Source organism: Pandoraea sp. PE-S2T-3 (genome assembly GCF_002179965.1).
Lineage (GTDB): Bacteria > Pseudomonadota > Gammaproteobacteria > Burkholderiales > Burkholderiaceae > Pandoraea.
In genome coordinates this window covers 566443-586862 of the sequence record NZ_NGUQ01000018.1, presented here as the reverse complement: position 1 = coordinate 586862, position 20420 = coordinate 566443, and the positions used below count along the sequence as shown (strand labels likewise).

21 protein-coding genes and 1 tRNA gene are annotated in these 20420 nt (G+C 63.8%); 9 read left to right on the top strand and 13 right to left on the bottom strand.

Features of this window, described 5'->3' with window-relative positions; translation table 11 throughout:
• Window positions 1–31 precede the first annotated feature (31 nt).
• Both maiA and CDV46_RS18055 read left to right on the top strand, forming a co-directional pair.
• Window positions 32–679, top strand: a complete 648-nt coding sequence (gene maiA, locus CDV46_RS18060; RefSeq protein ID WP_087724030.1) for a maleylacetoacetate isomerase — start codon at window positions 32–34, stop codon at window positions 677–679.
• An 8-nt stretch (window positions 680–687) separates the two neighbouring features.
• Window positions 688–1314, top strand: a complete 627-nt coding sequence (locus tag CDV46_RS18055) for a LysE/ArgO family amino acid transporter (RefSeq protein WP_087724028.1) — start codon at window positions 688–690, stop codon at window positions 1312–1314.
• Between the two features lie 120 nt (window positions 1315–1434).
• On the opposite strand, the gene ftsY is transcribed toward CDV46_RS18055, so the two are convergent.
• On the bottom strand, window positions 1435–2793 hold the full coding sequence (ftsY, locus tag CDV46_RS18050; protein ID WP_087724025.1) for a signal recognition particle-docking protein FtsY: 1359 nt from the start codon (window positions 2791–2793) through the stop codon (window positions 1435–1437).
• 191 nt (window positions 2794–2984) lie between these two features.
• On the opposite strand from ftsY, the gene CDV46_RS18045 reads away from it, so the two are divergent.
• Together CDV46_RS18045 and CDV46_RS18040 are read left to right on the top strand one after the other, a co-directional pair.
• A complete protein-coding gene (locus CDV46_RS18045) occupies window positions 2985–4391 on the top strand; it encodes a M16 family metallopeptidase (protein ID WP_237172050.1) in 1407 nt (468 codons plus the stop codon).
• 11 nt (window positions 4392–4402) lie between these two features.
• A complete protein-coding gene (locus tag CDV46_RS18040; RefSeq protein ID WP_087724023.1) occupies window positions 4403–5821 on the top strand; it encodes a M16 family metallopeptidase in 1419 nt (472 codons plus the stop codon).
• 120 nt (window positions 5822–5941) lie between these two features.
• Here the strand turns inward: CDV46_RS18040 and CDV46_RS18035 are convergent, their stop codons facing one another.
• The gene (locus CDV46_RS18035) at window positions 5942–6778 is read right to left on the bottom strand and encodes an ABC transporter permease (RefSeq protein WP_087689902.1); all 837 of its coding nucleotides are present in this window, start codon (window positions 6776–6778) and stop codon (window positions 5942–5944) included.
• Complete coding sequence (gene nodI / locus CDV46_RS18030) at window positions 6771–7688, bottom strand: nodulation factor ABC transporter ATP-binding protein NodI (protein ID WP_087724020.1); 918 nt, start codon at window positions 7686–7688, stop codon at window positions 6771–6773. Before nodI ends, CDV46_RS18035 begins: the two co-directional genes overlap by 8 nt.
• A 276-nt stretch (window positions 7689–7964) precedes the next feature.
• Here nodI and rsmD point away from each other — a divergent pair, with 276 nt between their 5' ends.
• The 3 genes from rsmD (at window position 7965) to CDV46_RS18015 (ending at window position 9454) form a co-directional block, all read left to right on the top strand.
• On the top strand, window positions 7965–8558 hold the full coding sequence (gene rsmD, locus CDV46_RS18025) for a 16S rRNA (guanine(966)-N(2))-methyltransferase RsmD (RefSeq protein WP_087689898.1): 594 nt from the start codon (window positions 7965–7967) through the stop codon (window positions 8556–8558).
• Window positions 8559–8613: 55 nt separating this feature from the next.
• A complete protein-coding gene (coaD, locus tag CDV46_RS18020; protein ID WP_058377134.1) occupies window positions 8614–9108 on the top strand; it encodes a pantetheine-phosphate adenylyltransferase in 495 nt (164 codons plus the stop codon).
• Between the two features lie 88 nt (window positions 9109–9196).
• Window positions 9197–9454, top strand: a complete 258-nt coding sequence (locus CDV46_RS18015; RefSeq protein ID WP_087689896.1) for a YfhL family 4Fe-4S dicluster ferredoxin — start codon at window positions 9197–9199, stop codon at window positions 9452–9454.
• Between the two features lie 13 nt (window positions 9455–9467).
• Here CDV46_RS18015 and pth read toward each other — a convergent pair whose 3' ends face one another.
• The 7 genes from pth to CDV46_RS17980 all read right to left on the bottom strand — a co-directional run bounded on the left by pth (window position 9468) and on the right by CDV46_RS17980 (window position 15825).
• Window positions 9468–10064: an aminoacyl-tRNA hydrolase gene (gene pth / locus CDV46_RS18010; protein ID WP_058377136.1), complete on the bottom strand. Its 597-nt coding sequence runs from the start codon at window positions 10062–10064 to the stop codon at window positions 9468–9470.
• A 124-nt stretch (window positions 10065–10188) separates the two neighbouring features.
• On the bottom strand, window positions 10189–10809 hold the full coding sequence (locus CDV46_RS18005; protein WP_087689894.1) for a 50S ribosomal protein L25/general stress protein Ctc: 621 nt from the start codon (window positions 10807–10809) through the stop codon (window positions 10189–10191).
• 159 nt (window positions 10810–10968) lie between these two features.
• On the bottom strand, window positions 10969–11916 hold the full coding sequence (locus CDV46_RS18000; protein WP_058377138.1) for a ribose-phosphate pyrophosphokinase: 948 nt from the start codon (window positions 11914–11916) through the stop codon (window positions 10969–10971).
• Window positions 11917–11965: 49 nt separating this feature from the next.
• Window positions 11966–12042, bottom strand: a tRNA-Gln gene (locus CDV46_RS17995).
• Window positions 12043–12095: 53 nt separating this feature from the next.
• Window positions 12096–12965: a 4-(cytidine 5'-diphospho)-2-C-methyl-D-erythritol kinase gene (gene ispE, locus CDV46_RS17990; protein WP_087689892.1), complete on the bottom strand. Its 870-nt coding sequence runs from the start codon at window positions 12963–12965 to the stop codon at window positions 12096–12098.
• A gap of 194 nt (window positions 12966–13159) precedes the next feature.
• Window positions 13160–13801, bottom strand: coding sequence for an outer membrane lipoprotein LolB (locus CDV46_RS17985; RefSeq protein WP_254916104.1), 642 nt, complete (start codon window positions 13799–13801; stop codon window positions 13160–13162).
• A 65-nt stretch (window positions 13802–13866) separates the two neighbouring features.
• On the bottom strand, window positions 13867–15825 hold the full coding sequence (locus CDV46_RS17980) for a tetratricopeptide repeat protein (protein ID WP_087724019.1): 1959 nt from the start codon (window positions 15823–15825) through the stop codon (window positions 13867–13869).
• 79 nt (window positions 15826–15904) lie between these two features.
• Here CDV46_RS17980 and mutM point away from each other — a divergent pair, with 79 nt between their 5' ends.
• The gene (mutM, locus tag CDV46_RS17975; protein WP_087689888.1) at window positions 15905–16735 is read left to right on the top strand and encodes a bifunctional DNA-formamidopyrimidine glycosylase/DNA-(apurinic or apyrimidinic site) lyase; all 831 of its coding nucleotides are present in this window, start codon (window positions 15905–15907) and stop codon (window positions 16733–16735) included.
• Window positions 16736–16761: 26 nt separating this feature from the next.
• On the top strand, window positions 16762–17889 hold the full coding sequence (mutY, locus tag CDV46_RS17970) for an A/G-specific adenine glycosylase (protein ID WP_254916103.1): 1128 nt from the start codon (window positions 16762–16764) through the stop codon (window positions 17887–17889).
• Window positions 17890–17910: 21 nt separating this feature from the next.
• Here mutY and rapZ read toward each other — a convergent pair whose 3' ends face one another.
• The 3 genes from rapZ to hprK all read right to left on the bottom strand — a co-directional run bounded on the left by rapZ (window position 17911) and on the right by hprK (window position 20415).
• On the bottom strand, window positions 17911–18783 hold the full coding sequence (gene rapZ, locus CDV46_RS17965; protein ID WP_087689885.1) for an RNase adapter RapZ: 873 nt from the start codon (window positions 18781–18783) through the stop codon (window positions 17911–17913).
• Window positions 18784–18964: 181 nt separating this feature from the next.
• Window positions 18965–19294 carry a PsiF family protein gene (locus CDV46_RS17960; protein WP_087689883.1) on the bottom strand — a complete coding sequence of 110 codons (330 nt, stop codon included), beginning with the start codon at window positions 19292–19294 and terminating at the stop codon, window positions 18965–18967.
• Between the two features lie 155 nt (window positions 19295–19449).
• Entirely contained in the window at window positions 19450–20415 is a 966-nt protein-coding gene (hprK, locus tag CDV46_RS17955; RefSeq protein ID WP_058377146.1) for an HPr(Ser) kinase/phosphatase, read from the bottom strand.
• Between the last annotated feature and the right edge of the window lie 5 nt (window positions 20416–20420).

Genomic DNA, 20420 nt, shown 5'->3' with positions numbered 1-20420 from the left:
TACCCGGAATATCCCGTCTTTGAGGAACGCCATGTCCACGCTGTACAGCTATTTCCGCAGTTCCGCCGCCTATCGCGTGCGGATCGCACTCAATCTGAAGGGCCTCGATTACGACACCGTGCCGGTGCATCTCGTGCGCGACGGTGGCGAACAACTCAAGCCCGCGTATCGCGCGCTCAACGTCAATGCACTGGTGCCGACATTTGTCGATGGCGACGTGAACATCCACCAGTCGCTCGCGATCATCGAGTATCTGGAAGACATTCACCCGACGCCCGCATTGCTGCCGGCTGACCCGGTGGCCCGGGCGCAGGTGCGTGCGCTGGCGCTCGATATCGCGGCAGATATCCATCCGATCGACAATCTGCGCGTGCTGCGTTACCTGAAGCACGACCTCGGCGTGACCGAAGCGCAGAAGAACGCGTGGTACGTGCACTGGGTGATCGAAGGGCTGACGGCGCTCGAAGCGCGTCTGCAAGCGCAGCCGACGCCCGGCAAGTTCACGTTCGGTGACACGCCGACGCTGGCCGATTGCTGCCTCGTACCGCAGATCTACAACGCGAATCGTTTCAAGATCGACATGACGCCGTTCCCGCGCATTTCGGCGGTGAACGCGCATTGCCTCACGCTCGACGCCTTTCAGCGCGCCACGCCTGAAGCGCAACCCGACGCAGAGTAAGTGCTTCGATGATCGATCCGGCTTTCTGGCGGGGCATGGCGCTCGGCGCCAGCCTCATCATTGCGATTGGCGCGCAAAACGCATTTGTCCTGCGTCAGGGCATTCTGAAGCGTCACGTAGGCCTCGCTGTCGCGGTCTGCGCCGTTTGCGACATGGCACTCATCGCGGCCGGGGTGGCAGGCATGGGCGGGCTGATTGCGGCCTATCCGCGCTTTCTGACGGCGGTCACGTGGGGCGGTGCGGCGTTTCTGTTCTGGTATGGGCTGCGTGCGTGGCGGGCGGCGTTTCGCGGCACTGGCGCGCTACAGGCCGACGGCAGCCGTGTGGCGACGCAAGACATGACGTGGCAGCGCGCACTCGTGCTGGTGCTGATGCTCTCGCTGCTCAATCCGCACGTGTATCTCGATACGGTGATTCTGCTCGGCGGCATCGGTGCGCGCGAGCCCGCACCGGGGAATGCGTGGTTTGCGGCGGGGGCGATGACGGCGTCCGTGCTGTGGTTCACCACGCTGGGCTACGGCGCGCGATTGCTCGCCCCGCTGTTCTCCCGCGCGCGGGCGTGGCAGATTCTCGACGGCATCGTCGGCGTGATGATGTGGGGGCTCTGCGCAGGGCTGATCGCGCAGCAGTTGTGATGGGGTGAGGCGGCGTGCTGGTGCGCGGCCTGATGTGCGTTGAAGCTGCGCGTAGAAAACAAAAACGGCCCGCTACTCGATGAGTGCGGGCCGTTTTTTCTGGCGCGGCGGCGAATCGACTTACCCGAGCAGTGCGTCGGAGAACTCGCGTGCCGAGAACGGTTGCAGGTCTTCGACCTTTTCACCCACGCCGATGAAGTAGACCGGCACCGGGCGCTGGCGGGCAATGGCGGCGAGGATACCGCCCTTGGCCGTGCCGTCGAGTTTGGTGACGATGAGGCCGGTGAGTTGCAGTGCGTCGTCGAACGCCTTGACCTGCGCGAGCGCATTCTGGCCGGTGTTGGCGTCGATGACGAGCAGCACTTCGTGCGGTGCGCCGTCGGCGGCCTTGCCGAGCACGCGCTTGATCTTCTTGAGCTCTTCCATCAGATGCAACTGCGTGGGCAGACGCCCGGCAGTGTCTGCCATCACGATGTCGATCTTGCGGGCGCGGGCGGCGCTCACGGCGTCGAACACCACGGCGGCCGGGTCGCCGCTTTCCTGCGAGACGACCGCGACGTTGTTGCGCTCGCCCCAGATCGTCAGTTGCTCGCGCGCGGCGGCGCGGAAAGTATCGCCCGCAGCGAGCAGCACCGACTGGTCATAGCTCTGGAAGTGCTTGGCGAGCTTGCCGATGCTGGTGGTCTTGCCGGCACCGTTCACGCCCGCGATCATCACCACCAGCGGTGCTTCGCGCCCGAGCACGAGGCTCTGTTCCAGCGGCGAAAGCAACTCGACCAGCAGGTCGTGCAGCGCGCGCTTGACCTGTTCGCCTTCGGTCAGACGTTCCGCCTTGACCTTCTTGCGCAGCGCGTCGATCAGGAACGTGGTGGCTTCGACACCTGCGTCGCTCATCAGCAGCGCGCCTTCCAGTTCCTCGAATAGATTCTCATCGACCTTCACGCCGACGAAGATGCCGGTGAGCCCTGCGCTGGTCTTCGACAGCCCGGCCTTCAGGCGCGTGAGCCATGAACGCTTGGCAGCGGGCGCTGCGGCGGGAGCGGCCACGATTTCGCCGATAGCCTCGCCGCTGTCGTCCTTGACGACGACGGGGGCCGGGGCCGGGGCCGGTGCGGTTTCAACTTCCGGTTCGAATGCCGGTTCAGGTGCCAGCTCGGCTTCTGGTTCGACTTCCGGCGCAATCGTCACCGGATTAGGGACATTCGCCACAGGCGTTTCAGACAACGCCGGCGTTTCTGACGCTTCGGCGTCACGGACCGGGGCGCTTTGCGGAACATTCGGCGCAGCGGCGGGCGCTGCCGGGGCGGCAGGGGCCGTGACAGGGGCTGGCGGCACCACGGGCGCCGCCGGTGCGGCGGAGGCGACCTCGGCGGCGGCCTTTGCCGCGGCCTCATCGGACGCGTTTTCGACGGGCGATGCGGGGCTCGGCTCGGCGGATTTGTTACCGCCCGACGTGAAACGCTTGAAGAAACTGAACATGGAGTGAGGAACTTGGCGTGGGGAGCGCGCTCGGAGACGTCTCTGATTTGTCGTGCCATTCGCGCCGGGCAAAACGCCCTACAATGGGCGGTCGCGTTTCCGGCGCGGGAAATGCGACGTATTTTATCAGACGCGTCTCGACGTCCATCAAGGGCAAAAGGGAATTCATGAGGGGATCCATGAGAGGAACCATGCGCTGGCTTCACGCCTTGGCCGGTCTGACCTTGGCCGGGGTGATAAGCCTGGGCCATGCCGCCGACACTACCGGCAGCAAAACGACGGACAACACTTCCGAATTCACGCTCTCCAACGGGCTACGGCTGATCGTGCGCGAAGACCATCGGGCACCGACGGTCGCGCATGTGGTCTGGTACCGCGCGGGCTCGCTCGACGAGTTCAACGGCACGACGGGCGTGGCTCACGCGCTCGAGCACATGATGTTCAAGGGCACGAAGACGGTCGGCCCGGGCCAGTTCTCGCGCCAGGTCGCCGCGCTCGGCGGCCGTGAGAACGCGTTCACCAGCAAGGACTACACGGGCTTCTTCGAGCAGACCGAGAAGTCGCGCCTGCCCGACATGATGCGTCTCGAAGCCGATCGTATGGCTAACCTGACGCTCACGGCCGACGAGTTCGCCAAAGAGATTCAGGTGGTGATGGAAGAGCGGCGGCTGCGCACCGACGACCAGCCGCGCGCGTTGCTTTACGAGCAACTGATGGCATCGGCATTGGTGGCCAACCCGTACCGCCGGCCGATCGTGGGCTGGATGGACGATCTCCAGCACATGACCGTCGACGATACGCGCGCGTGGTACGAGCGCTGGTATGCGCCGAACAATGCGGTCGTAGTCGTGAGTGGCGACGTCGATCCGCAGCAGGTGCGCCGCTGGGCCGAGCAGTACTACGGCCCGATCAAGTCGCACACGCTGCCCGAGCGCCGGCCGCAGAACGAGCCTGCCCAACTGGGCGTGCGCCGTGTGTTCGTGAAGGCCCCCGCCGAGAACCCGAACGTGATGCTGGCGTGGCGCGCGCCGCGTCTGACGGACGTCGAGAAGGATGACGACGTCTATGCGTTGCAAGTGCTGGCGGCGGTGCTCGACGGCTACGGCAACGCACGGCTGACGAGCCGTCTCGTGCGCGAGCAACGCATCGCCAACGACGTGGGTGCCGGTTACGACGGCGTGGGTCGCGGCCCGCAGTTCTTCATCCTCGACGGCACGCCCGCACAGGGCAAGACGCCCGAGCAGATCGAGAAGGCGTTGCGTGCTCAGGTCGCCGACATTGCGGCGCATGGTGTGACCGACGAGGAACTCAAGCGCGTGAAGGCGCAGGTCATTGCGGGGCAGATCTACAAGCGTGACTCGGTGTTCGGTCAGGCGATGGAGATCGGTCTCAACGAAATGTCGGGCATCTCGTGGCGGCAGATCGATCGCATGCTCGAGAAGGTGAAGGCGGTCACGCCGGCACAGGTGCAGGCGGTGGCGGGCAAGTACTTCGGCGACGACACGCTGACGGTGGCCACGCTGGTGCCGCAGCCCGTGGACGAGGCGACACGCAAGCGCCGCGCCCAAGGGGCGGAAGACCTGAAGAACATGCGCTAAGAGGCCACCCGATGATGAAAATTACCGCACTACTGCGTGCGTTTGTCCTGCCTGCCTGCGTGGGCGCTGTTGCCGCTGCGGCAGCCATGCCGACGACGGCACTCGCGGCACTGCCGATCCAGACCTGGACGGCGCCTTCCGGCGCCAAAGTGCTGCTCGTGGAGAGCCATTCGATTCCGATGCTCGATCTGAACATCGATTTCGATGCGGGCAGCCGTTACGATCCGCCCGGCAAATCCGGGCTGGCGCTGCTCACTGCCGGATTGCTTGATTCGGGCGCGATGGCAGTCAATGGCCGCCCGGCACTGACCGAGGCGCAGATTGCCGACCGCTTTGCCGATGTAGGCGCGATGGAAGCGACGAGCGCGGGGCGTGATGCCGCGACCGTCACGATGCGCACGCTATCGTCGGCGGCCGAGCGCGACGCTGCCGTCAGTACGATGGCGCAATTCCTGCAACATCCGACGTTCCCCGAGGCCGTGCTCAAGCGTGAGGCCGCGCGCCTGTCCGCCGCGATTGCCGAGGCCAACACCAAGCCCGAAGCCATCGCCGAGAAGGCCTTCCGCAGCGCGATCTATGGCAGCCATCCGTATGGCGTGAGCGCTACGGTGGCGAGCGTGAATGCGGTCAAGCGTGACGATCTCGTGCGCTTCTATCGCGACATGTTCAGTCCGAAGCGTGCGGTGGTCACCATCGTCGGCGACATCGATCGTGCGCAGGCCGAGAAGCTGGTGGCGACGCTGACCGACGCCATGCCTGCGGGCATTCAGCCGCCGGCCATGCCACCGGTGGCGGCGCTGCGCAATGCCATGCAGATCGATCTGCCGCACCCGGCAGAGCAGGCGCATATCGTGAGCGGTCAGGCGTCGGTGGCGCGCAGCGACCCCGACTACTTCGCGCTGCTCGTCGGTAACTATGTGCTGGGTGGCGGCGGATTCGTGTCGCGACTCACAGCGGAAGTGCGCGAGAAGCGCGGGCTGACGTACGGTGTCACGAGCATGTTTGTTCCGCAGTTGCAGGAAGGTCCGTTCGAGATCAGCTTGCAGACGCGTCGCGAGCAGGCCCCTGAAGCGTTGAAGGTGGTCCGCGAGACGTTGGGCAAGTTCGTACAGGAAGGCCCGACTGACGCCGAGATGCAGGCCGCGAAGGACAACCTGATCAACGGTTTCCCGCTGCGTCTGGACAGCAATCGCAAGCTCTTGGCGAGCGTGGCCGCGATCGGTTTCTACAACCTGCCGCTCGACTATCTCGACACGTGGACCGACAAGGTCAAGGCGGTGACGGCTGCGCAGGTGAAGGACGCGTTTGCGCGTCACGTGCAACCTGAGCGGCTGGTGACTGTTGTCGTTGGCCCGGGCAATGTGTTCGGTGCTGCGAGTGCGGGTGCAGCGGCAAGTGGCGCTGCGGCAGCGGGCCCGAAAGCGAAGTAACACTGCGGGTCGGTTCACGCGGTACGAAAAACGGCACCGGGATATTTCCGGTGCCGTTTTTTCTTGCGCAGGAAGTTCGAAGGCGCTTTTTGCGTTATTGAGGTATCAGCGTGATTGGTGCTATCGCAAGATTCGCCGGCGCAGCAACGTCAGGGCAATTGCAAACGCGATCACCGCATAGGCGACTAGGGCGGCCACGTGCAGCCATGGCTGGTCGATGGCGCGTCCGAGCATGGCGGGCCGAATCAACGCGATCGCATGGGCGAGGGGCAACCATTCGGTGACATGACGCGCGGCCGCCGGGAGTTGCGACAACGGGAAGAACACCCCGGAGAGCAGCAACATCGGCGTCATGACGAGCGTCTGATAGAACATGAAGAAGTCGTAACTCGGCGCGAGTGCGGTCATGACCATCGCCAGACTCGCGAACGCGAAACCGGCGAGCACCACCGCGGGCAGCACAACCGGCAGGGCGTCGAGCCGCGCGTAGCCGAGGACGCTGGCCACCAGCAGGATCGCGAGGCCCGAGAGCACCGCTTTGCTGGCCGCCCAGGCCACTTCGCCGAGTACAACGTCGCCCAGCGTCAGCGGCGTGTGCATGAGCGCTTCCCAGGTGCGCTGCACATGCATGCGCGAGAAGCCCGAGTACATCGATTCGAAGCTCGCGGAAAACATCACGCTGGAGCCGACCGTGCCCGCGGCGAGAAACGCGATATAGGACGTGCCGTCCACATTCCCGACCATCATGCCCAGCCCGAACCCGAGCCCGAACAGATAGATCATCGGGTCGGCCAGATTGCCGAACATCGACGCAATGGCCAGCTTGCGCCAGACGAGAAAGTTGCGCCGCCATACGCCGGTCCACGGGGTGAGGCCGGGGAGGTAGCGCGGCGTCTCTGGCCGGTGGGTGGGCGTTGTCACGCGTTCGGTCTGGTGCTGGCGATCGGCCTCAGTCATCGCGCATCTCCCGTCCGGTGAGTTTGAGGAAGACGTCTTCCAGATTGGCGCGCCGATGCAGATAACGCACACCGGGCTGGTCGCGCAGCGCGTTCACGATCGGGGTAGCGTCGAGTACGTAACAGAAGTGCGTCTCGCCGCTCGTCTCGATGCGCTCGGCCAAGGGCGCAAGGTGTGCCAGCAGTGCGTGCGGCACATCGCCGAAGACTTCGACCACGTCGCAACCGATTTCGCGCGCGACCAGCTCGGGTGGCGTGCCTTCGGCGATCTTGCGACCAGCATCGATCACGCACAGGCGATGGCACAGACGCTCGGCCTCTTCCATGAAGTGCGTGGTGAGCAGGATCGTCTTGCCCTCATTCATCAGCGACTTGAGCCGCTCCCAGATCAGATGGCGCGCTTGCGGGTCGAGCCCCGTCGTCGGCTCGTCGAGCAGCAGCAGATCGGGGTTGTTGATGAGCGCGCGGGCGAGTGTGAGGCGTCGCTTCATCCCGCCCGAGAGTTGCCCGACGCGTGCATCGGCCTTCGATTCGAGCCGCGCAAAGGCGAGCAGGGCGGGCACCCGTTCGCGCACTTCGGCGGAGGAGAGTCCGAAATAGCGCCCGAAAATTGCCAGATTCTCGCGCACGGTGAAGTCGGGGTCGAGATTGTCGAACTGCGGCACCACGCCGATACGGCGGCGGGCTTCCGGGGCGAGTCTGGGGACCGACAGGCCGCCGAGGCGGATCTCCCCGGCGTCGGGGGTGACGAGGCCCAGCAGCATGCGCAGCGTCGTGGTCTTGCCCGCGCCGTTGGGCCCTAGCAGCCCGAAACACTCGCCGGGCGCGACGTGCAGCGACAAGTGATCGACGACGGGGCGTCCGTCATAGGCCTTGCAGAGTTCGGTTACCTCGATGGCGGCATCGGTCATGGCGAATTCGGGGGTCTCCTGTCGTCTGGCATGCCCCTTCGAGACCACAGGGGGCAAGTCTTACGGGCGATGTGGTATGTTTCGCCTCAACAATGTAGCGTGAATTACCATGAATTTGGACGACCAGCGCGCGCAACCCTGCGCGCGATCTCACTATTTGGACACTTTGGCCGCGCATAACGCTGGTGCCGGTGCCGCATCGCACGCCGATGCCGCCGTCGCAGCTGTCGCTCGCGTCACCAACACCGCAGTCAACGCAGCACGCCGGAGCGCGGCATGAAGTCAGGTTCCGGAAACGTCGCACGCGGCGCGCCGCAGCAGGTACGCATCATTGGCGGTCAGTGGAAGCGTACGCCGCTGCCCGTGCCGCCCGGTGACGGCCTGCGCCCCACGCCGGATCGTGTGCGCGAAACGCTGTTCAATTGGCTTGGACAAGATCTCGACGGCCTGCGTTGCCTCGATGCCTTTGCGGGCAGTGGCGCGCTGGGCTTTGAGGCGGCCTCGCGAGGTGCGGCCCGTGTGCTGATGGTCGAGTACGCCGCACCGGCCGTGCGTCAGCTACGCGCCAATCAGGCCAAGCTCGCCGCCGATCAGGTCGAGATCGTGCAGGCCGACGCGCGGCGTCTGATAACCACACTCGCACCCGGGGCTTTCGACGTGGTGTTTCTCGATCCGCCGTTCGCGAGTGGCTGGCTGGCCGACCTGCTGGCCCCTGCGGCCCGCCTGCTGGCGCCCAACGGCGTGATCTATGCTGAATCCGACGCGCCGCTCGACGACGAAGCGCTGGCGGCACTGGGGCTAGTGTGTGTGCGCCGGGCGAAAGCCGGAGCGGTGCATTATCATTTGCTTGAATCGATTCCGAAAACCTAGAGACCACAATGAACAAGTACGTAGTAACGGTCCCCAGCCGCGAGGAGACGTTGGCATGGTAGTGGCGATCTATCCGGGGACGTTCGACCCGCTGACCCGAGGGCACGAAGATCTGGTTCGCCGTGCGGCGGGCATTTTCGACAAGCTCATCGTCGGTGTTGCCGACAGTCGCAACAAGAAGCCGTTCTTCACGCTGGAAGAGCGCATCGACATCGCGCGCGAGGTGCTTGGGCACTATCCGAACGTGACGGTCGAAGGGTTTTCCGGGCTGCTCAAGGACTTCGTGCGCAAGCACCAGGCGCGCGTGATCGTGCGCGGGCTGCGTGCCGTGTCCGACTTCGAGTACGAGTTCCAGATGGCCGGCATGAACCGGTATCTGCTGCCCGACGTGGAAACGATGTTCATGACGCCGTCTGACCAGTACCAGTTCATCTCGGGCACGATCGTGCGCGAGATCGCACAACTGGGCGGCGATGTCAGCAAGTTTGTGTTCCCTTCCGTCGAGAAGTGGCTGGTGACGAAAGTCGGCGATCTGTCGGCGAAGGGATGAGTATCGTGCGCGCCGGTCTGGCCCCGGGTCTGGCCCGAGGTTTGACTCGGATGGCGGGCCGGCGTCGCGATACAGCTGGAGGTGCCGTATGGCCTTGATGATTACCGATGAATGCATCAATTGCGACGTGTGTGAGCCAGAGTGCCCGAACGACGCAATTTCGATGGGGGTCGAGATTTATGAGATCGACCCGAACAAGTGCACCGAGTGTGTCGGGCACTTCGATGAACCGCAGTGCGTGCAGGTGTGTCCGGTAGAGTGCATTCCGATCAATCCGGAACACGTCGAGACGCCGGCGCAATTGCTCGCGAAGTACACCCACCTGCAAGCGGACAAGCTGGCCTGATACGCCGGGTTGCTTATTTTCCCGGCGTGGCGTGCAGGCGCATCATCGCCTTTTCCATCTCACCTTTCACGACGAGATCGACGATGTCGAGCGAGCGCGACATCGCGTCGTCGATTTGCGCCTGTTCTTCCTTGCGTGGCGGCTTCAGCACAAAGTCCACCACCTGCTGCTGACTGCCCGCCGGTTGCAGCGTACGCGGATGGCCGATGCCCAGGCGCAGGCGCCAGAAATCAGGCGTCGTCAGATGCGCGGCAATGTCCTTCAGTCCGTTATGGCCGCCACTGCCGCCACCGCGTTTGAGTTTGACGCCACCGGGCGGCAGATCGAGTTCATCGTGCACGACGAGGATTTCGTCCGGCAGAATCTTGTAGAAGCGCGCGAGGGCCACCACCGACTGCCCTGAGCGGTTCATGAACGTCTGGGGTTCGAGCAGCCAGACCTCGCTGCCGGCGATGCGTGCGCGGGCCGCATAGCCATGAAAGCTCTTCTGGTTCGACAGCGAGGCGCCGCTTTGCTGCGCCAATGCGTCGACAAACCAGAAGCCGGCGTTGTGCCGGGTGGCGGTGTATTCGGCGCCCGGATTGCCGAGCCCTACGATCAGCTTGATCATTTCGGTATCAGATCTTGTGTGCAACCTACGCAGGATAGGCGCACCGCAATAAAAAAACCCGCCGGGACATGACGTCGCGGCGGGTTTTGCGTCCAGCGTCGCCGCTGAAGGACAACTCGCAGGCTTAGGCAGCCGGCGTTTCGCCTTCGGCAGCCGGGGCAGCAGCTTCATCAGCAGCAGCGCCCGCCGGTTGAACGGCTTGCGCCACGACCGGGTTTTCTTGCTCGACGTGCAGCACGAGCGTCACGCCTTCCGGCAGCTTGACGTCCTTGGCATGCACGGTTTGACCAGCAGCCAGCTTCGACAGATCGACTTCCAGGAATTCCGGCAGCTTGCCCGGCAGGCAGCTGATGTCGAGGTCGTTCACGATGTGGCTGATCACGTTGGCCGACAGCTTCACTGCGGGCGATTCTTCAGCGCCCAGGAAGTGCAGGGGCACCTTCACGTGAATTGCCTTGGTGGCGTCGACACGTTGGAAATCCACGTGCAGAACCAGTTGCTTGAACGGGTGGTACTGCACATCGCGCAGCAGCACTTGTTCCGACTTGCCAGCGATTTCCAGGTCGAGAATCGACGAGTGGAAAGCTTCTTTACGCAGGGCGTGCCACAGTGCGTTGTGATCGAGTTCGATCAGTTGCGGATCAACGTTACCACCGTACACGATGCCTGCGGTCTTGCCGGCATTGCGCAGGCGGCGGCTCGCACCCGTACCTTGCAGATTACGCTCAAAAGCGACGACTTTCATAACAACTCCTTGTACCACCCGCGACCAGGTGGCGATTTCTTCCTGAACTTTTCCGTGCAAAAAACACGGATTTCAGGAACGACAAAGGCGGGGAAAACGCTCCCCGCCGACATGACAACGGCGCCACACAGGCGCCGTCGCAAAAATTCTACTGAACGCTTACTCCGCGAACAGCGACATCACCGAGTCGCCACGACGGATACGCGAGAACGTTTCGGCGAGCAGGCCAGCGCAGCTCAACTGGCGAATCTTGCCGCCCTTCGAGTCGTCGCGCAGCGGAATCGTATCCGTCACGACCACTTCGTCGAGCGCCGACGCGTTGATGCGCTCTGCTGCGCCACCCGAGAGCACCGGGTGCGTACAGTAGGCATAGACCTTCTGTGCGCCGCGTTCCTTGAGCACTTGCGCTGCCTTGCAGAGCGTGCCGGCGGTGTCGACCATGTCGTCCATGATCACGCACGTACGGCCGTCGACTTCACCGATGATGTTCATCACTTCGGCCACATTGGCCTTCGGACGACGCTTGTCGATGATGGCCAGATCGCAATGCAGTTGCTTCGCGAGTGCACGGGCACGCACCACGCCGCCGACGTCCGGCGAAACCACCAGCAGGTTTTCGTGATTTTGCTTGCGCACGTCAGCCAGCAGCAGCGGCGAGGCGTAAATGTTGTCGACCGGGATATCGAAGAAACCCTGAATCTGGTCGGCGTGCAGGTCCATCGTGATGATGCGCTCGACGCCCGCGATTTGCAGCATGTTGGCTACGACCTTCGCCGAGATCGCCACGCGCGCCGAACGGGGGCGACGATCTTGACGGGCATAGCCGAAATACGGGATGGCAGCAGTGATCCGGCCGGCAGAAGCGCGCTTGAGCGCGTCGACCATGATCAGCAGTTCCATCAGATTGTCGTTGGTCGGAGCACACGTCGACTGGAGGACGAAGACGTCCTTGCCGCGCACGTTTTCCTGGATTTCGACTTGAATCTCGCCATCCGAGAATCGGCTGACCATGGCCTTGCCGAGCGGGATGCCGAGAGTGTTGACGACCTCTTGGGCCAGGGCGGGATTGGCGTTCCCGGTGAATACCATTAGGTTATCACTACTCATCTGGCTACCTGCGGGACGTATTGATGCTGAGACTGAACGACAGAGAAATTGGCAGGGGAGGAAGGACTCGAACCCTCGTATGCCGGAATCAAAATCCGGTGCCTTAACCAACTTGGCGACTCCCCTACACTAACCGATGCCTTTGTTGCGTCGTAGGAACGCAGCAAAGTAAAACTTTTTCACGCAAATGCGAACAACGGGTGTTCGGCCAGACCGGCGGTCACTTGACCCAGCCAGCGCTCTGGCAATCGCTTACATGCCGCTTCCGCTTCTGCCTTCGTGTCGAATGCTGCAAACACGCTGGCACCGGATCCCGTCATGCGAGCTGTGGTGAAGGTTCTGAACCAGTCAATCACAGCAGCGACTTCCGCGTATTCTCGAGTGACTACCGCCTGCATGTCGTTACGGAAAATTTCATCCGTTTCGAACACGTTTTTGTTGGCGTGCTCAAGAAAGAACGCCATTGTGACGACGTTCGAATCCCTTGTCAACAGGGGATCACGAAAAATCTTATCGGTTGCGACGTGTACCCGCGGGTTGACGACCAGAAAGTGCCGTTGCGGTAGATCCACGGCCTGCATTTGCTCGCCGAGCCCCTCGGCGAACGCATTGCGCCCGAACACGAAGAACGGCACGTCGGCACCGAGTTTGAGCGCGAGCGTCTGGAGTTCGGCGCGCGGCAGATCGAGCTGCCACATGCGATTGAGGGCGAGCAGGGTGGTTGCGGCGTCCGAGCTGCCGCCGCCGATGCCGCCACCGGCCGGCAGGCGCTTCTCGATGCCGATATCCACGCCGAACCGCACCCCGCAGTGTTCCTGAAGCAGCCGCGCGGCCCGTACCGTCAGATCGGTCTCGGGTGGCACGCCGGGCAGCGGGGTCGTATGCACGATCTTGCCGTCGTCGCGACGCTCGAAATGCAGCGTATCGGCCCAGTCGATCAGCTGGAAAACGGTTTGCAGTTCGTGATAGCCATTGGGCCGGCGTCCCACGATGTGCAGGAACAGGTTCAACTTGGCCGGAGCCGGGCAATCACGCAGGATTTCGTACATGGCAATGCGTTGTGAGGGCTAACGGCAGTAGCCGGTAGCTGGTAGCCGGAAACCGGGGAATCGTGTGCTCGCGGTTAGCGCCTAACCGTCTGAGCAGGAGGCGCCAAGGATAGCACCGCAGGCGGCGACGCGCGGAAGAGGGCGCGAGGTGCCTTCGCGAGTCGCGGGCGCCCCCTTTTTTTGCGGGTTTTGGCTTACTCGTCAATCACGAGCCGTACCGCTAGCGGCGAGCCATCGAGGTCGCGCGCGAGGTCGATGCGTTTCACGCGCAGGGGCGTGGTGTCGAAATACGCCTGATAGTCGATGGTCCAGCCGTCCTGCACGAGGCGCGTCGGGCGTTGCGTCTGCGGATCGCGTTCGATCGTCGCCTGCGAACCCGGTGCGCCCTGCATGTGCAGCCAGTAGCGCATGCCGCCGACCGGCAGGGCGAAGCCGAGGGCGTCGTGCATCACGTCTTCGAGACGCGGGCCGGTCAGCGGTGCCTTGCCCGGCAATTCGAGCGTGGCGCCACGGGGGGTCTGCCGCACGATCGCCTGTGTCTGCCCAAGCGGATCGAGCAATTGCACGGTGGCGTTGTCGCCGCTTTGCTGCCAGTCGAAATTGCCGTACGTATTGCGCGCTTCGCCGTTCTGTTCGAATCGAATCGAGAAACGTCCCCGGTAATGCTCCACGCTGGTGCCTTCGGCCTGCGCGATCGGGGCGGGCGGTGCGAGGCTCGCACACCCGCTGCCGAGTACGGCGGCGGAGATGGCGAGCGCCATGCCGGCGGCCCGCATCGTCAGACGCGGGCGCGGCAACATCGAGAGATCGAAACGGAACAAGGGCAGTTGGGGCAAACGGGACATCGTCAGCAAAAAGAAAGGCGCCGCGAGGAAGGGCTCGCGACGCCGGTATCGCAGCATTACGGTGTGACGTTGTAACGCTTCATCGTCGAGCGCAGCGTGTCGTCGTCGCTATCGACCTTGAGTGCTTCGCGCCAGGTCTTGCGGGCTTCGTCCTGCTGGCCGCTTTCCCACAGCACTTCGCCCAGGTGCGCGCCGATTTCGGCCTGCGCCTGAATGCCGTACGCCCGGCGCAGCAATTCGAGCGCTTGCGTCTTGTCGCCAAGGCGGTACTTCACCCAGGCGAGGCTGTCCATGATGTACGGATCGTCCGGTGCGAGCGACGACGCTTTCTGCAACAGCTTGAGCGCTTCCGGCAGGCGCGTATTGCGCTCGGTGAGCGAGTAGCCCAGCGCGTTGTAGGCCTGCGCATTGTCGGGCTGCGCCGTCATCACGCGGCGCATGGCCTTTTCCATGACCTCGTAATGCTTGTTCAGCTCTGCGACCATGCCGTACTGGTAGAGCAAATCGGAATCGTCCGGATGGTCCTTGACCTCGACGGCGAGCAGCTTCTCGGCGTCGTCATAGCGCTTGGCCTTAACGAGCAGATCGGACTCGGCACGCTTGAGCGCGAGTTGCTCGCGCGGATCGCTCGACTTGATCCCGTGCAGCAACGCGCGGCCTTCCTCGACCTTGCCCTGATCGGCGAGCAACTGCGCGCGCCCGATCTGCGCCGGCAGATAGGCGTTGCTGTCTTCGCGAATCTTCGAGAGCCACTTGTCGGCGGCCGGGTAGTCCTTGCGATCCTGCGCAATCTGCGCGAGATACACATACGCTTGCGCGCCATCGGTGTTCTGCTGTTCGGCTTCCGTCGCGTACTTCTGCAAGTACCGTTCGGCCGCGCCGGGGTGTTTGGCGTGCAGGTTGAGCAGCGCCAGCGCCATCAGCGTCGACAGCTCGTGCGGATAGCGCTTCTCGAGCGTCTCGAATTGCTTTTGCGCGGTATCGAGCTGGTTGTCGGCGAGCAGCAGCTTGGCATAGGCGAAGCGCGCTTCCTTGGCATCCGGATTGCGGTCGAGGAACGTCTTCAGGCCGGCAATGGCACTCGCGCGCTCCTCAGGGCCCATCTGGCCATAAAGCAGCGCGGCCGCTTCGTAATCCGGCTTCAACTTGAGTGCCGTTTCGAGCGAGGTGCGCGCGCCGGCGGTGTCGCCTGCGTCGAGTTGCGAGCGGGCCAGTGCCAGTTGTGCTTCGGGGCGTTGCAGATCGTTCGCCAGCAGGCGCTTGAGCGACTCGATGCCGGTGGCACGTTCCGGGCTGCGCGCAATCATCTGCTGCAACTCGAGAATGGCTTGTCCGCGGCGCGCTTCCGGCACCTTGTTCAACTCGTCGGTGAGCAACGGCTCGGCTTCCGCGAGATGGCCGGTGCCGACTTCGAGGCTGGCCAGCAATTGCGTCGCCGGACGCCACGTCGGGTCCAACTGATGCCACAAACGGGCCGCGACGAGGGCGTCGCCGAGCTGGCGTGCACCGAGTGCGATCTCGACGGCGCGGCGCGCCATGCGCGGATCCTTCGTGCGATTGGCGAGCGAGACATACGTGTTGAAGGCGGGCGCGAGGTTGCCTTGTTGCAGGCTTAGTTCGGCGGCCGTCACTTCAAACACGATTTCGCTCGTGAGCGCGACGTTCGGCAGCTTTTCTTTCGGAACGTCGGCGTTGGGCGGAACATCTTCGCTGTCCGCATCGGCGTCGGCGTTCGCGCCTGCCTTGCTCGCTGCGCCCGGCTTCGCCGCCTTCGACGGCGCAGCGGCGGGTGCGGCCGGTGTGGTCGGTTGTGCGGGCTGGGCGATGCCGGGTTGACCGGTCTGGGCGAACGCGTTCGAAGATGGCAGAAATGCCATGATCGCGCTGGCGCAGGTCACGCCGAGCGCTGTTGCACCGGCCAAAGCACCGCGCGCCAAGGCGCCGCGCAGACGGGAAGGCACGGCCACCGGGGGCTTCGAAGCGGTGAGAATGGACGGGAGACGAGTGTTCGGCATAGGGATCCACGGCAGGTTTCGAGCGATTGTAGCGCGCCCGATACAATAGAGTCTAAATCCTCAGCAAACGTTCGCAGGCATGCCTGAACTCCCCGAAGTCGAAGTCACCCGCCGCGGCATTGCGCCGCATGTGGCGGGCACGCGCGTCGCTCGCATCGACGTTCGCAATGCATCGTTGCGCTGGCCGGTGCCCGCTGGGCTCGACGCCTTGTTGCGTGGCGAGACGCTCATCGACGTGACCCGTCGCGGCAAATACCTGCTGCTCGAATATGCGCCGGGCTGGTTGCTGGTGCATCTGGGCATGACCGGGACGTTGCGCGTCTTGCCCGAGCCGGAAGCGTTGCCGGTCGCCGGCATTCACGATCACATCGATCTCGTGTTCGAGCGCTGCGCGTTGCGCTATCGCGATCCGCGCCGCTTCGGCGCCGTGCTGTTTCATCCGCGTTCGGCCGGCGATGTGCTCGGTCATGCGTTGCTCGCCAATCTCGGTGTCGAACCGTTTTCCGATGCGTTCGACGGCAACCTGCTTTACGCGGGCACACGCGGGCGCTCCGTGGCCATCAAGCAAGCGTTGCTGGCAGGCTCGATCGTCGTTGGCGTGGGCAATATCTACGCGTCGGAAAGCCTCTTTCGTGCGGGCATCAATCCGCGGCTCGCTGCCGGAAAGCTCTCGCGTCCGCGTTGCGAAAAGCTTGCCGTTGCGGTGCGAGAAACGCTCGCCGCAGCGATCGAGAAAGGCGGCAGCACGTTGCGCGATTTTGTCGGCAGCGATGGCAAAAGCGGCTATTTCCAACTCGAATACTTCGTCTACGACCGGACAGGGCAGCCGTGCAGAGTGTGCGGCACACCGATCCGTCAGATCGTGCAGCAGCAGCGCTCCACGTTCTTCTGCCCGCACTGCCAGAAATGAACGCGTCTGACCCCACAAGAATATCCATGCCCCAAACGTTGACCGATACCTTCGCCGAACGCCTGATCGCGTGGCAAGCCGAACACGGCCGCCACGATCTGCCGTGGCAAAACACACGAGACGCCTACCGCATCTGGCTCTCGGAAATCATGTTGCAGCAGACGCAGGTGGCGACGGTCATTCCGTATTACGCCCGCTTTCTCGAACGATTCCCCGATGTGGCGGCGCTCGCTGCCGCGCCGCAGGACGATGTCATGGCGCTCTGGGCCGGACTCGGCTACTACTCCCGCGCCCGCAATCTACATCGCTGCGCGCAGGTCGTGATGGCCGAGCACGGCGGACGCTTCCCGTCCGACCCCGAGACGCTCGCTACGCTGCCGGGTATTGGCCGCTCGACGGCGGCGGCCATTGCCGCCTTCGCCTACGACGCCCACGCGGCGATTCTCGATGGCAACGTCAAGCGGGTGTTGGCGCGCGTCTTCGGCATCGAAGGCTTTCCGGGAACGCCGAAGATCGAGCGCGAGATGTGGGCATTGGCGGAATCGCTGCTGCCCGAGCGCGATTTGCCGGCGTACACGCAGGGCATGATGGATTTGGGCGCGACGTTGTGCGGACGCGGCAAGCCGCGTTGCGAGGAATGTCCGTTCGACAGCGACTGTGCCGCACATGCGACGGGGCGCGAGCGCACGCTGCCGACGTCGAAACCCAAAAAGGCCCAGCCGGAGCGTTACGTGGACGTGCTGGTGATTCGCGCCGGTGAGCGGGTGCTGTTCGAACGGCGCCCTGATAGCGGCATCTGGGGCGGGCTATGGAGCCTGCCGGAACTCACGCCGCCGCTCGATGCTCGCGAGGACGACGACGCCGCACTGCGTGACCGCATCGGCGCGCGCGCGTCGACGTTGGGCGCCGCGCATGGCGTGGTGCGATCGATGGTGCCGCTGCTCGGGCTCACGCATGTATTTACGCACTTCAAACTGCATCTCCGCCCGTGGCTGGTGACGATGGCCCATTCGGCCGAATCGAGCGCGGCAACGGGCTCGCAGCAGGCGTGGATGAGTGCAGGGGAGGTGGCGGGAGCCGGTCTGCCCTCGCCGATCCGCAAGATTGCCGAAGCCCTTGCGCCCGGCGACGGGCAATTGTCACTGCCGGCCTGATTCAACCGGATTGGGTGTGGATCAGGCGCCTTCGCCGTCCGCAAGTTCGCGGTGGCGTACCAGAACGCTCGACTCGGCGCGAAAGCGCTCGCCGAGCGTTTCGGCGATGAACACCGAGCGGTGCTGTCCGCCGGTGCAGCCGATGGCCACGGTCAGGTAGCTGCGGTTATCGCGCATGAAGCTCGGCAACCACTTTTGCAGATACGCGCCGATGTCATTGATCATCTCGTCGACTTCCGGAATCGCAGAAAGGAAGTCGATGACGGGCTGGTCGCGGCCAGTGAGTGGCCGTAGTTGTGTGTCGTAGTACGGATTGGGCAGCGAGCGCACGTCGAAGACGAGATCGGCATCGAGCGGCACGCCGTGCTTGAACCCGAACGATTCGAACATCAGCGTCAGGCCCGTGTGATCGTGCTGCACGAATTCGCGAATCCAGCGCCGCAATGCACTTGCGCGCAGATTGCTCGTGTCGATCTGATGACCCAGCTCGGTCACGCTGTTGAGCATCTCGCGCTCTTTCTCGATGGCCTCCACGAGCGACCCGCTGGCATTCACGGGATCGGTCGAGGCGGCGGAGAGCGGATGGCGGCGGCGCGTTTCCGAAAAGCGTTGCACCAGCGTTTGCGTGGTGGCATTCAGGAACAGCACGCGCACATCGTGGCCGAAACGGCGCAAGCCGCCGACGATCGGCGGCAGATCGGCGAGCGAGCCGCCGCTGCGCGCATCGATGGCGACGGCCAGACGTGTGTAGTTCTGCGTTTCGAGGTATTCGGCGAGCTCAGGCAGAAAGCGCGACGGCAGATTGTCGACGCAGTAGTAGCCCGCATCCTCGAGGACGTTCAGGGCGAGCGATTTGCCCGAACCCGAAACGCCGGTAATCAATACGATCTTCATGGCATTTCCCGGATACAACCATGATGGTAAGCGATTGTGTCGTTCGGGTGTCGGGCTTGAAATTGCGTGAATGGTTCCACGCGGCTTTCAGGCTTTCGCTCATTTGGGGCGCGATCGGGGCATCAATGAAAACGGCGCCCGTGGGGGCGCCGTTCGCGAACACCGTTGGCAAGCCCGGGTATCAGGCCGCCGGTTGACTCGACAGGCACTGTTTCATGAACGCCTTGCGGTCGTCGCCCTTCTTGCCGGTGGCGGCCGTGTTGCAGGACTTCATCTTGTCTTGCTGGGTTTGCTTGGCGGCAGGTGCCGGGGTGCCGGCGGCCGACAGACATTGCTTCATGAACGCCTTGCGATCGTCGCCGGTTTTGCCGGTGGCCTGTTGATTGCAGGCGGTCATCTTGTTGTTTTGCGAGTTCGCCTTGGGTGCCGCCGGTGCCGAGGCCGTTTGGGCGAAAACGGGCGATGCGAGCAGCGGGGACAGCAGGAGCAGTGCAGCGAGTGCTTTCTTCATGGTCGTCTCTCCATAAGGGTCGGACACGCAAGGGGAAGGACTGCGTGGCGATTACAACATGAAAGAAAACGCGCCGCAATCGCGCGGCGTTGACAGAAAAAAGCAGAAATTGCGGTAAACCCGGGGGATTGGGCTGGCCGAGAGGGTGCTGAGGCTCAGAGCAGCTTGCCCTGCATGCCGTCCGGGTCCTGCATGGCCTGGCGCTGGCGCTCCATGAAGTCCTTGAGCGTATCGATACCGCGCAGTTGCAGTATCGTGTTGCGCACGGCGGCTTCGACCAGCACGGCGAGGTTTCGCCCGGCCGCCACTTGCAGGATCACCTTGTTGATGGGCAGTCCGAGCACGTCGACCGTTTGTGCTTCGAGCGGCAGGCGCTGGAATTCGCCATCGGGGCGGCGCACCAGTTGCACGATCAGCTTGAGCTTCATTTTCCGGCGCACGGCCGTCTCACCGAAGATCGTCTTGATGTCGAGCAGGCCGAGGCCGCGCACTTCCAGCAGGTTCTGCAACAGCGGCGGACAGCGGCCTTCGACGAAATCGGGTCCAAGACGCACGAAATCGACGGCGTCGTCGGCGACCAGTCCGTGTCCACGGCTGATCAGTTCCAGACCGAGCTCGCTCTTGCCAAGACCCGAATCGCCCGTCAGCAGCACGCCCATGCCCAGAATGTCGATAAAAACGCCGTGCATCGTGCAACGCGGTGCGAACACACGCGAAATGTACAGGCGCAGGCTATCGATGACCGAAGCGGTCGAGAGCGGGGTGGTGAACAGCGGGGTGGACGAGCGTGTGCAGCGCAATACGAGGTCGGGCGGGGCTTCGAGGCCGTCGGCGACCACGAGGAACGGCGGCTCCAGCGCAATCACCTCGCCCATATGACGCTTGCGGTTTTCTTCCGTCAGGCGCTGGTAGTAGCGCAGTTCGGCTTCGCCGAGCACCTGAATACGGTTCGGGTGGATGAGGTTCAAGTGACCGACAAGGTCGGCGCTCGATGTGGCGGTGGCCACGCTCTCCGGCGTGAAGCCGCGCTCCCACCCCTCATGGCCGGTCAGCCACGACAGCCGCAGCGTGGCGGCGTTGTCGTCGAAAATGCTTTGCGCGTTGATGCCGGTCAGTTCCACCGCGT

What these genes read in the sequence shown, in the direction of transcription:
- CDV46_RS18040 (WP_087724023.1), top strand. Translation starts at nt 4,403, where the DNA reads ATGATGAAAATTACCGCACTACTGCGTGCGTTTGTCCTGCCTGCCTGC.
- CDV46_RS18055 (WP_087724028.1), top strand. Translation starts at nt 688, where the DNA reads ATGATCGATCCGGCTTTCTGGCGGGGCATGGCGCTCGGCGCCAGCCTC.
- CDV46_RS17980 (WP_087724019.1), bottom strand. Translation starts at nt 15,825, where the DNA reads ATGCCGAACACTCGTCTCCCGTCCATTCTCACCGCTTCGAAGCCCCCG.
- coaD (WP_058377134.1), top strand. Translation starts at nt 8,614, where the DNA reads ATGGTAGTGGCGATCTATCCGGGGACGTTCGACCCGCTGACCCGAGGG.
- maiA (WP_087724030.1), top strand. Translation starts at nt 32, where the DNA reads ATGTCCACGCTGTACAGCTATTTCCGCAGTTCCGCCGCCTATCGCGTG.
- CDV46_RS18035 (WP_087689902.1), bottom strand. Translation starts at nt 6,778, where the DNA reads ATGACTGAGGCCGATCGCCAGCACCAGACCGAACGCGTGACAACGCCC.
- CDV46_RS17960 (WP_087689883.1), bottom strand. Translation starts at nt 19,294, where the DNA reads ATGAAGAAAGCACTCGCTGCACTGCTCCTGCTGTCCCCGCTGCTCGCA.
- CDV46_RS18005 (WP_087689894.1), bottom strand. Translation starts at nt 10,809, where the DNA reads ATGAAAGTCGTCGCTTTTGAGCGTAATCTGCAAGGTACGGGTGCGAGC.
- mutM (WP_087689888.1), top strand. Translation starts at nt 15,905, where the DNA reads ATGCCTGAACTCCCCGAAGTCGAAGTCACCCGCCGCGGCATTGCGCCG.
- pth (WP_058377136.1), bottom strand. Translation starts at nt 10,064, where the DNA reads ATGATCAAGCTGATCGTAGGGCTCGGCAATCCGGGCGCCGAATACACC.
- ispE (WP_087689892.1), bottom strand. Translation starts at nt 12,965, where the DNA reads ATGTACGAAATCCTGCGTGATTGCCCGGCTCCGGCCAAGTTGAACCTG.
- CDV46_RS18015 (WP_087689896.1), top strand. Translation starts at nt 9,197, where the DNA reads ATGGCCTTGATGATTACCGATGAATGCATCAATTGCGACGTGTGTGAG.
- rsmD (WP_087689898.1), top strand. Translation starts at nt 7,965, where the DNA reads ATGAAGTCAGGTTCCGGAAACGTCGCACGCGGCGCGCCGCAGCAGGTA.
- mutY (WP_254916103.1), top strand. Translation starts at nt 16,762, where the DNA reads ATGCCCCAAACGTTGACCGATACCTTCGCCGAACGCCTGATCGCGTGG.
- rapZ (WP_087689885.1), bottom strand. Translation starts at nt 18,783, where the DNA reads ATGAAGATCGTATTGATTACCGGCGTTTCGGGTTCGGGCAAATCGCTC.
- CDV46_RS18045 (WP_237172050.1), top strand. Translation starts at nt 2,985, where the DNA reads ATGCGCTGGCTTCACGCCTTGGCCGGTCTGACCTTGGCCGGGGTGATA.
- ftsY (WP_087724025.1), bottom strand. Translation starts at nt 2,793, where the DNA reads ATGTTCAGTTTCTTCAAGCGTTTCACGTCGGGCGGTAACAAATCCGCC.
- nodI (WP_087724020.1), bottom strand. Translation starts at nt 7,688, where the DNA reads ATGACCGATGCCGCCATCGAGGTAACCGAACTCTGCAAGGCCTATGAC.
- CDV46_RS18000 (WP_058377138.1), bottom strand. Translation starts at nt 11,916, where the DNA reads ATGAGTAGTGATAACCTAATGGTATTCACCGGGAACGCCAATCCCGCC.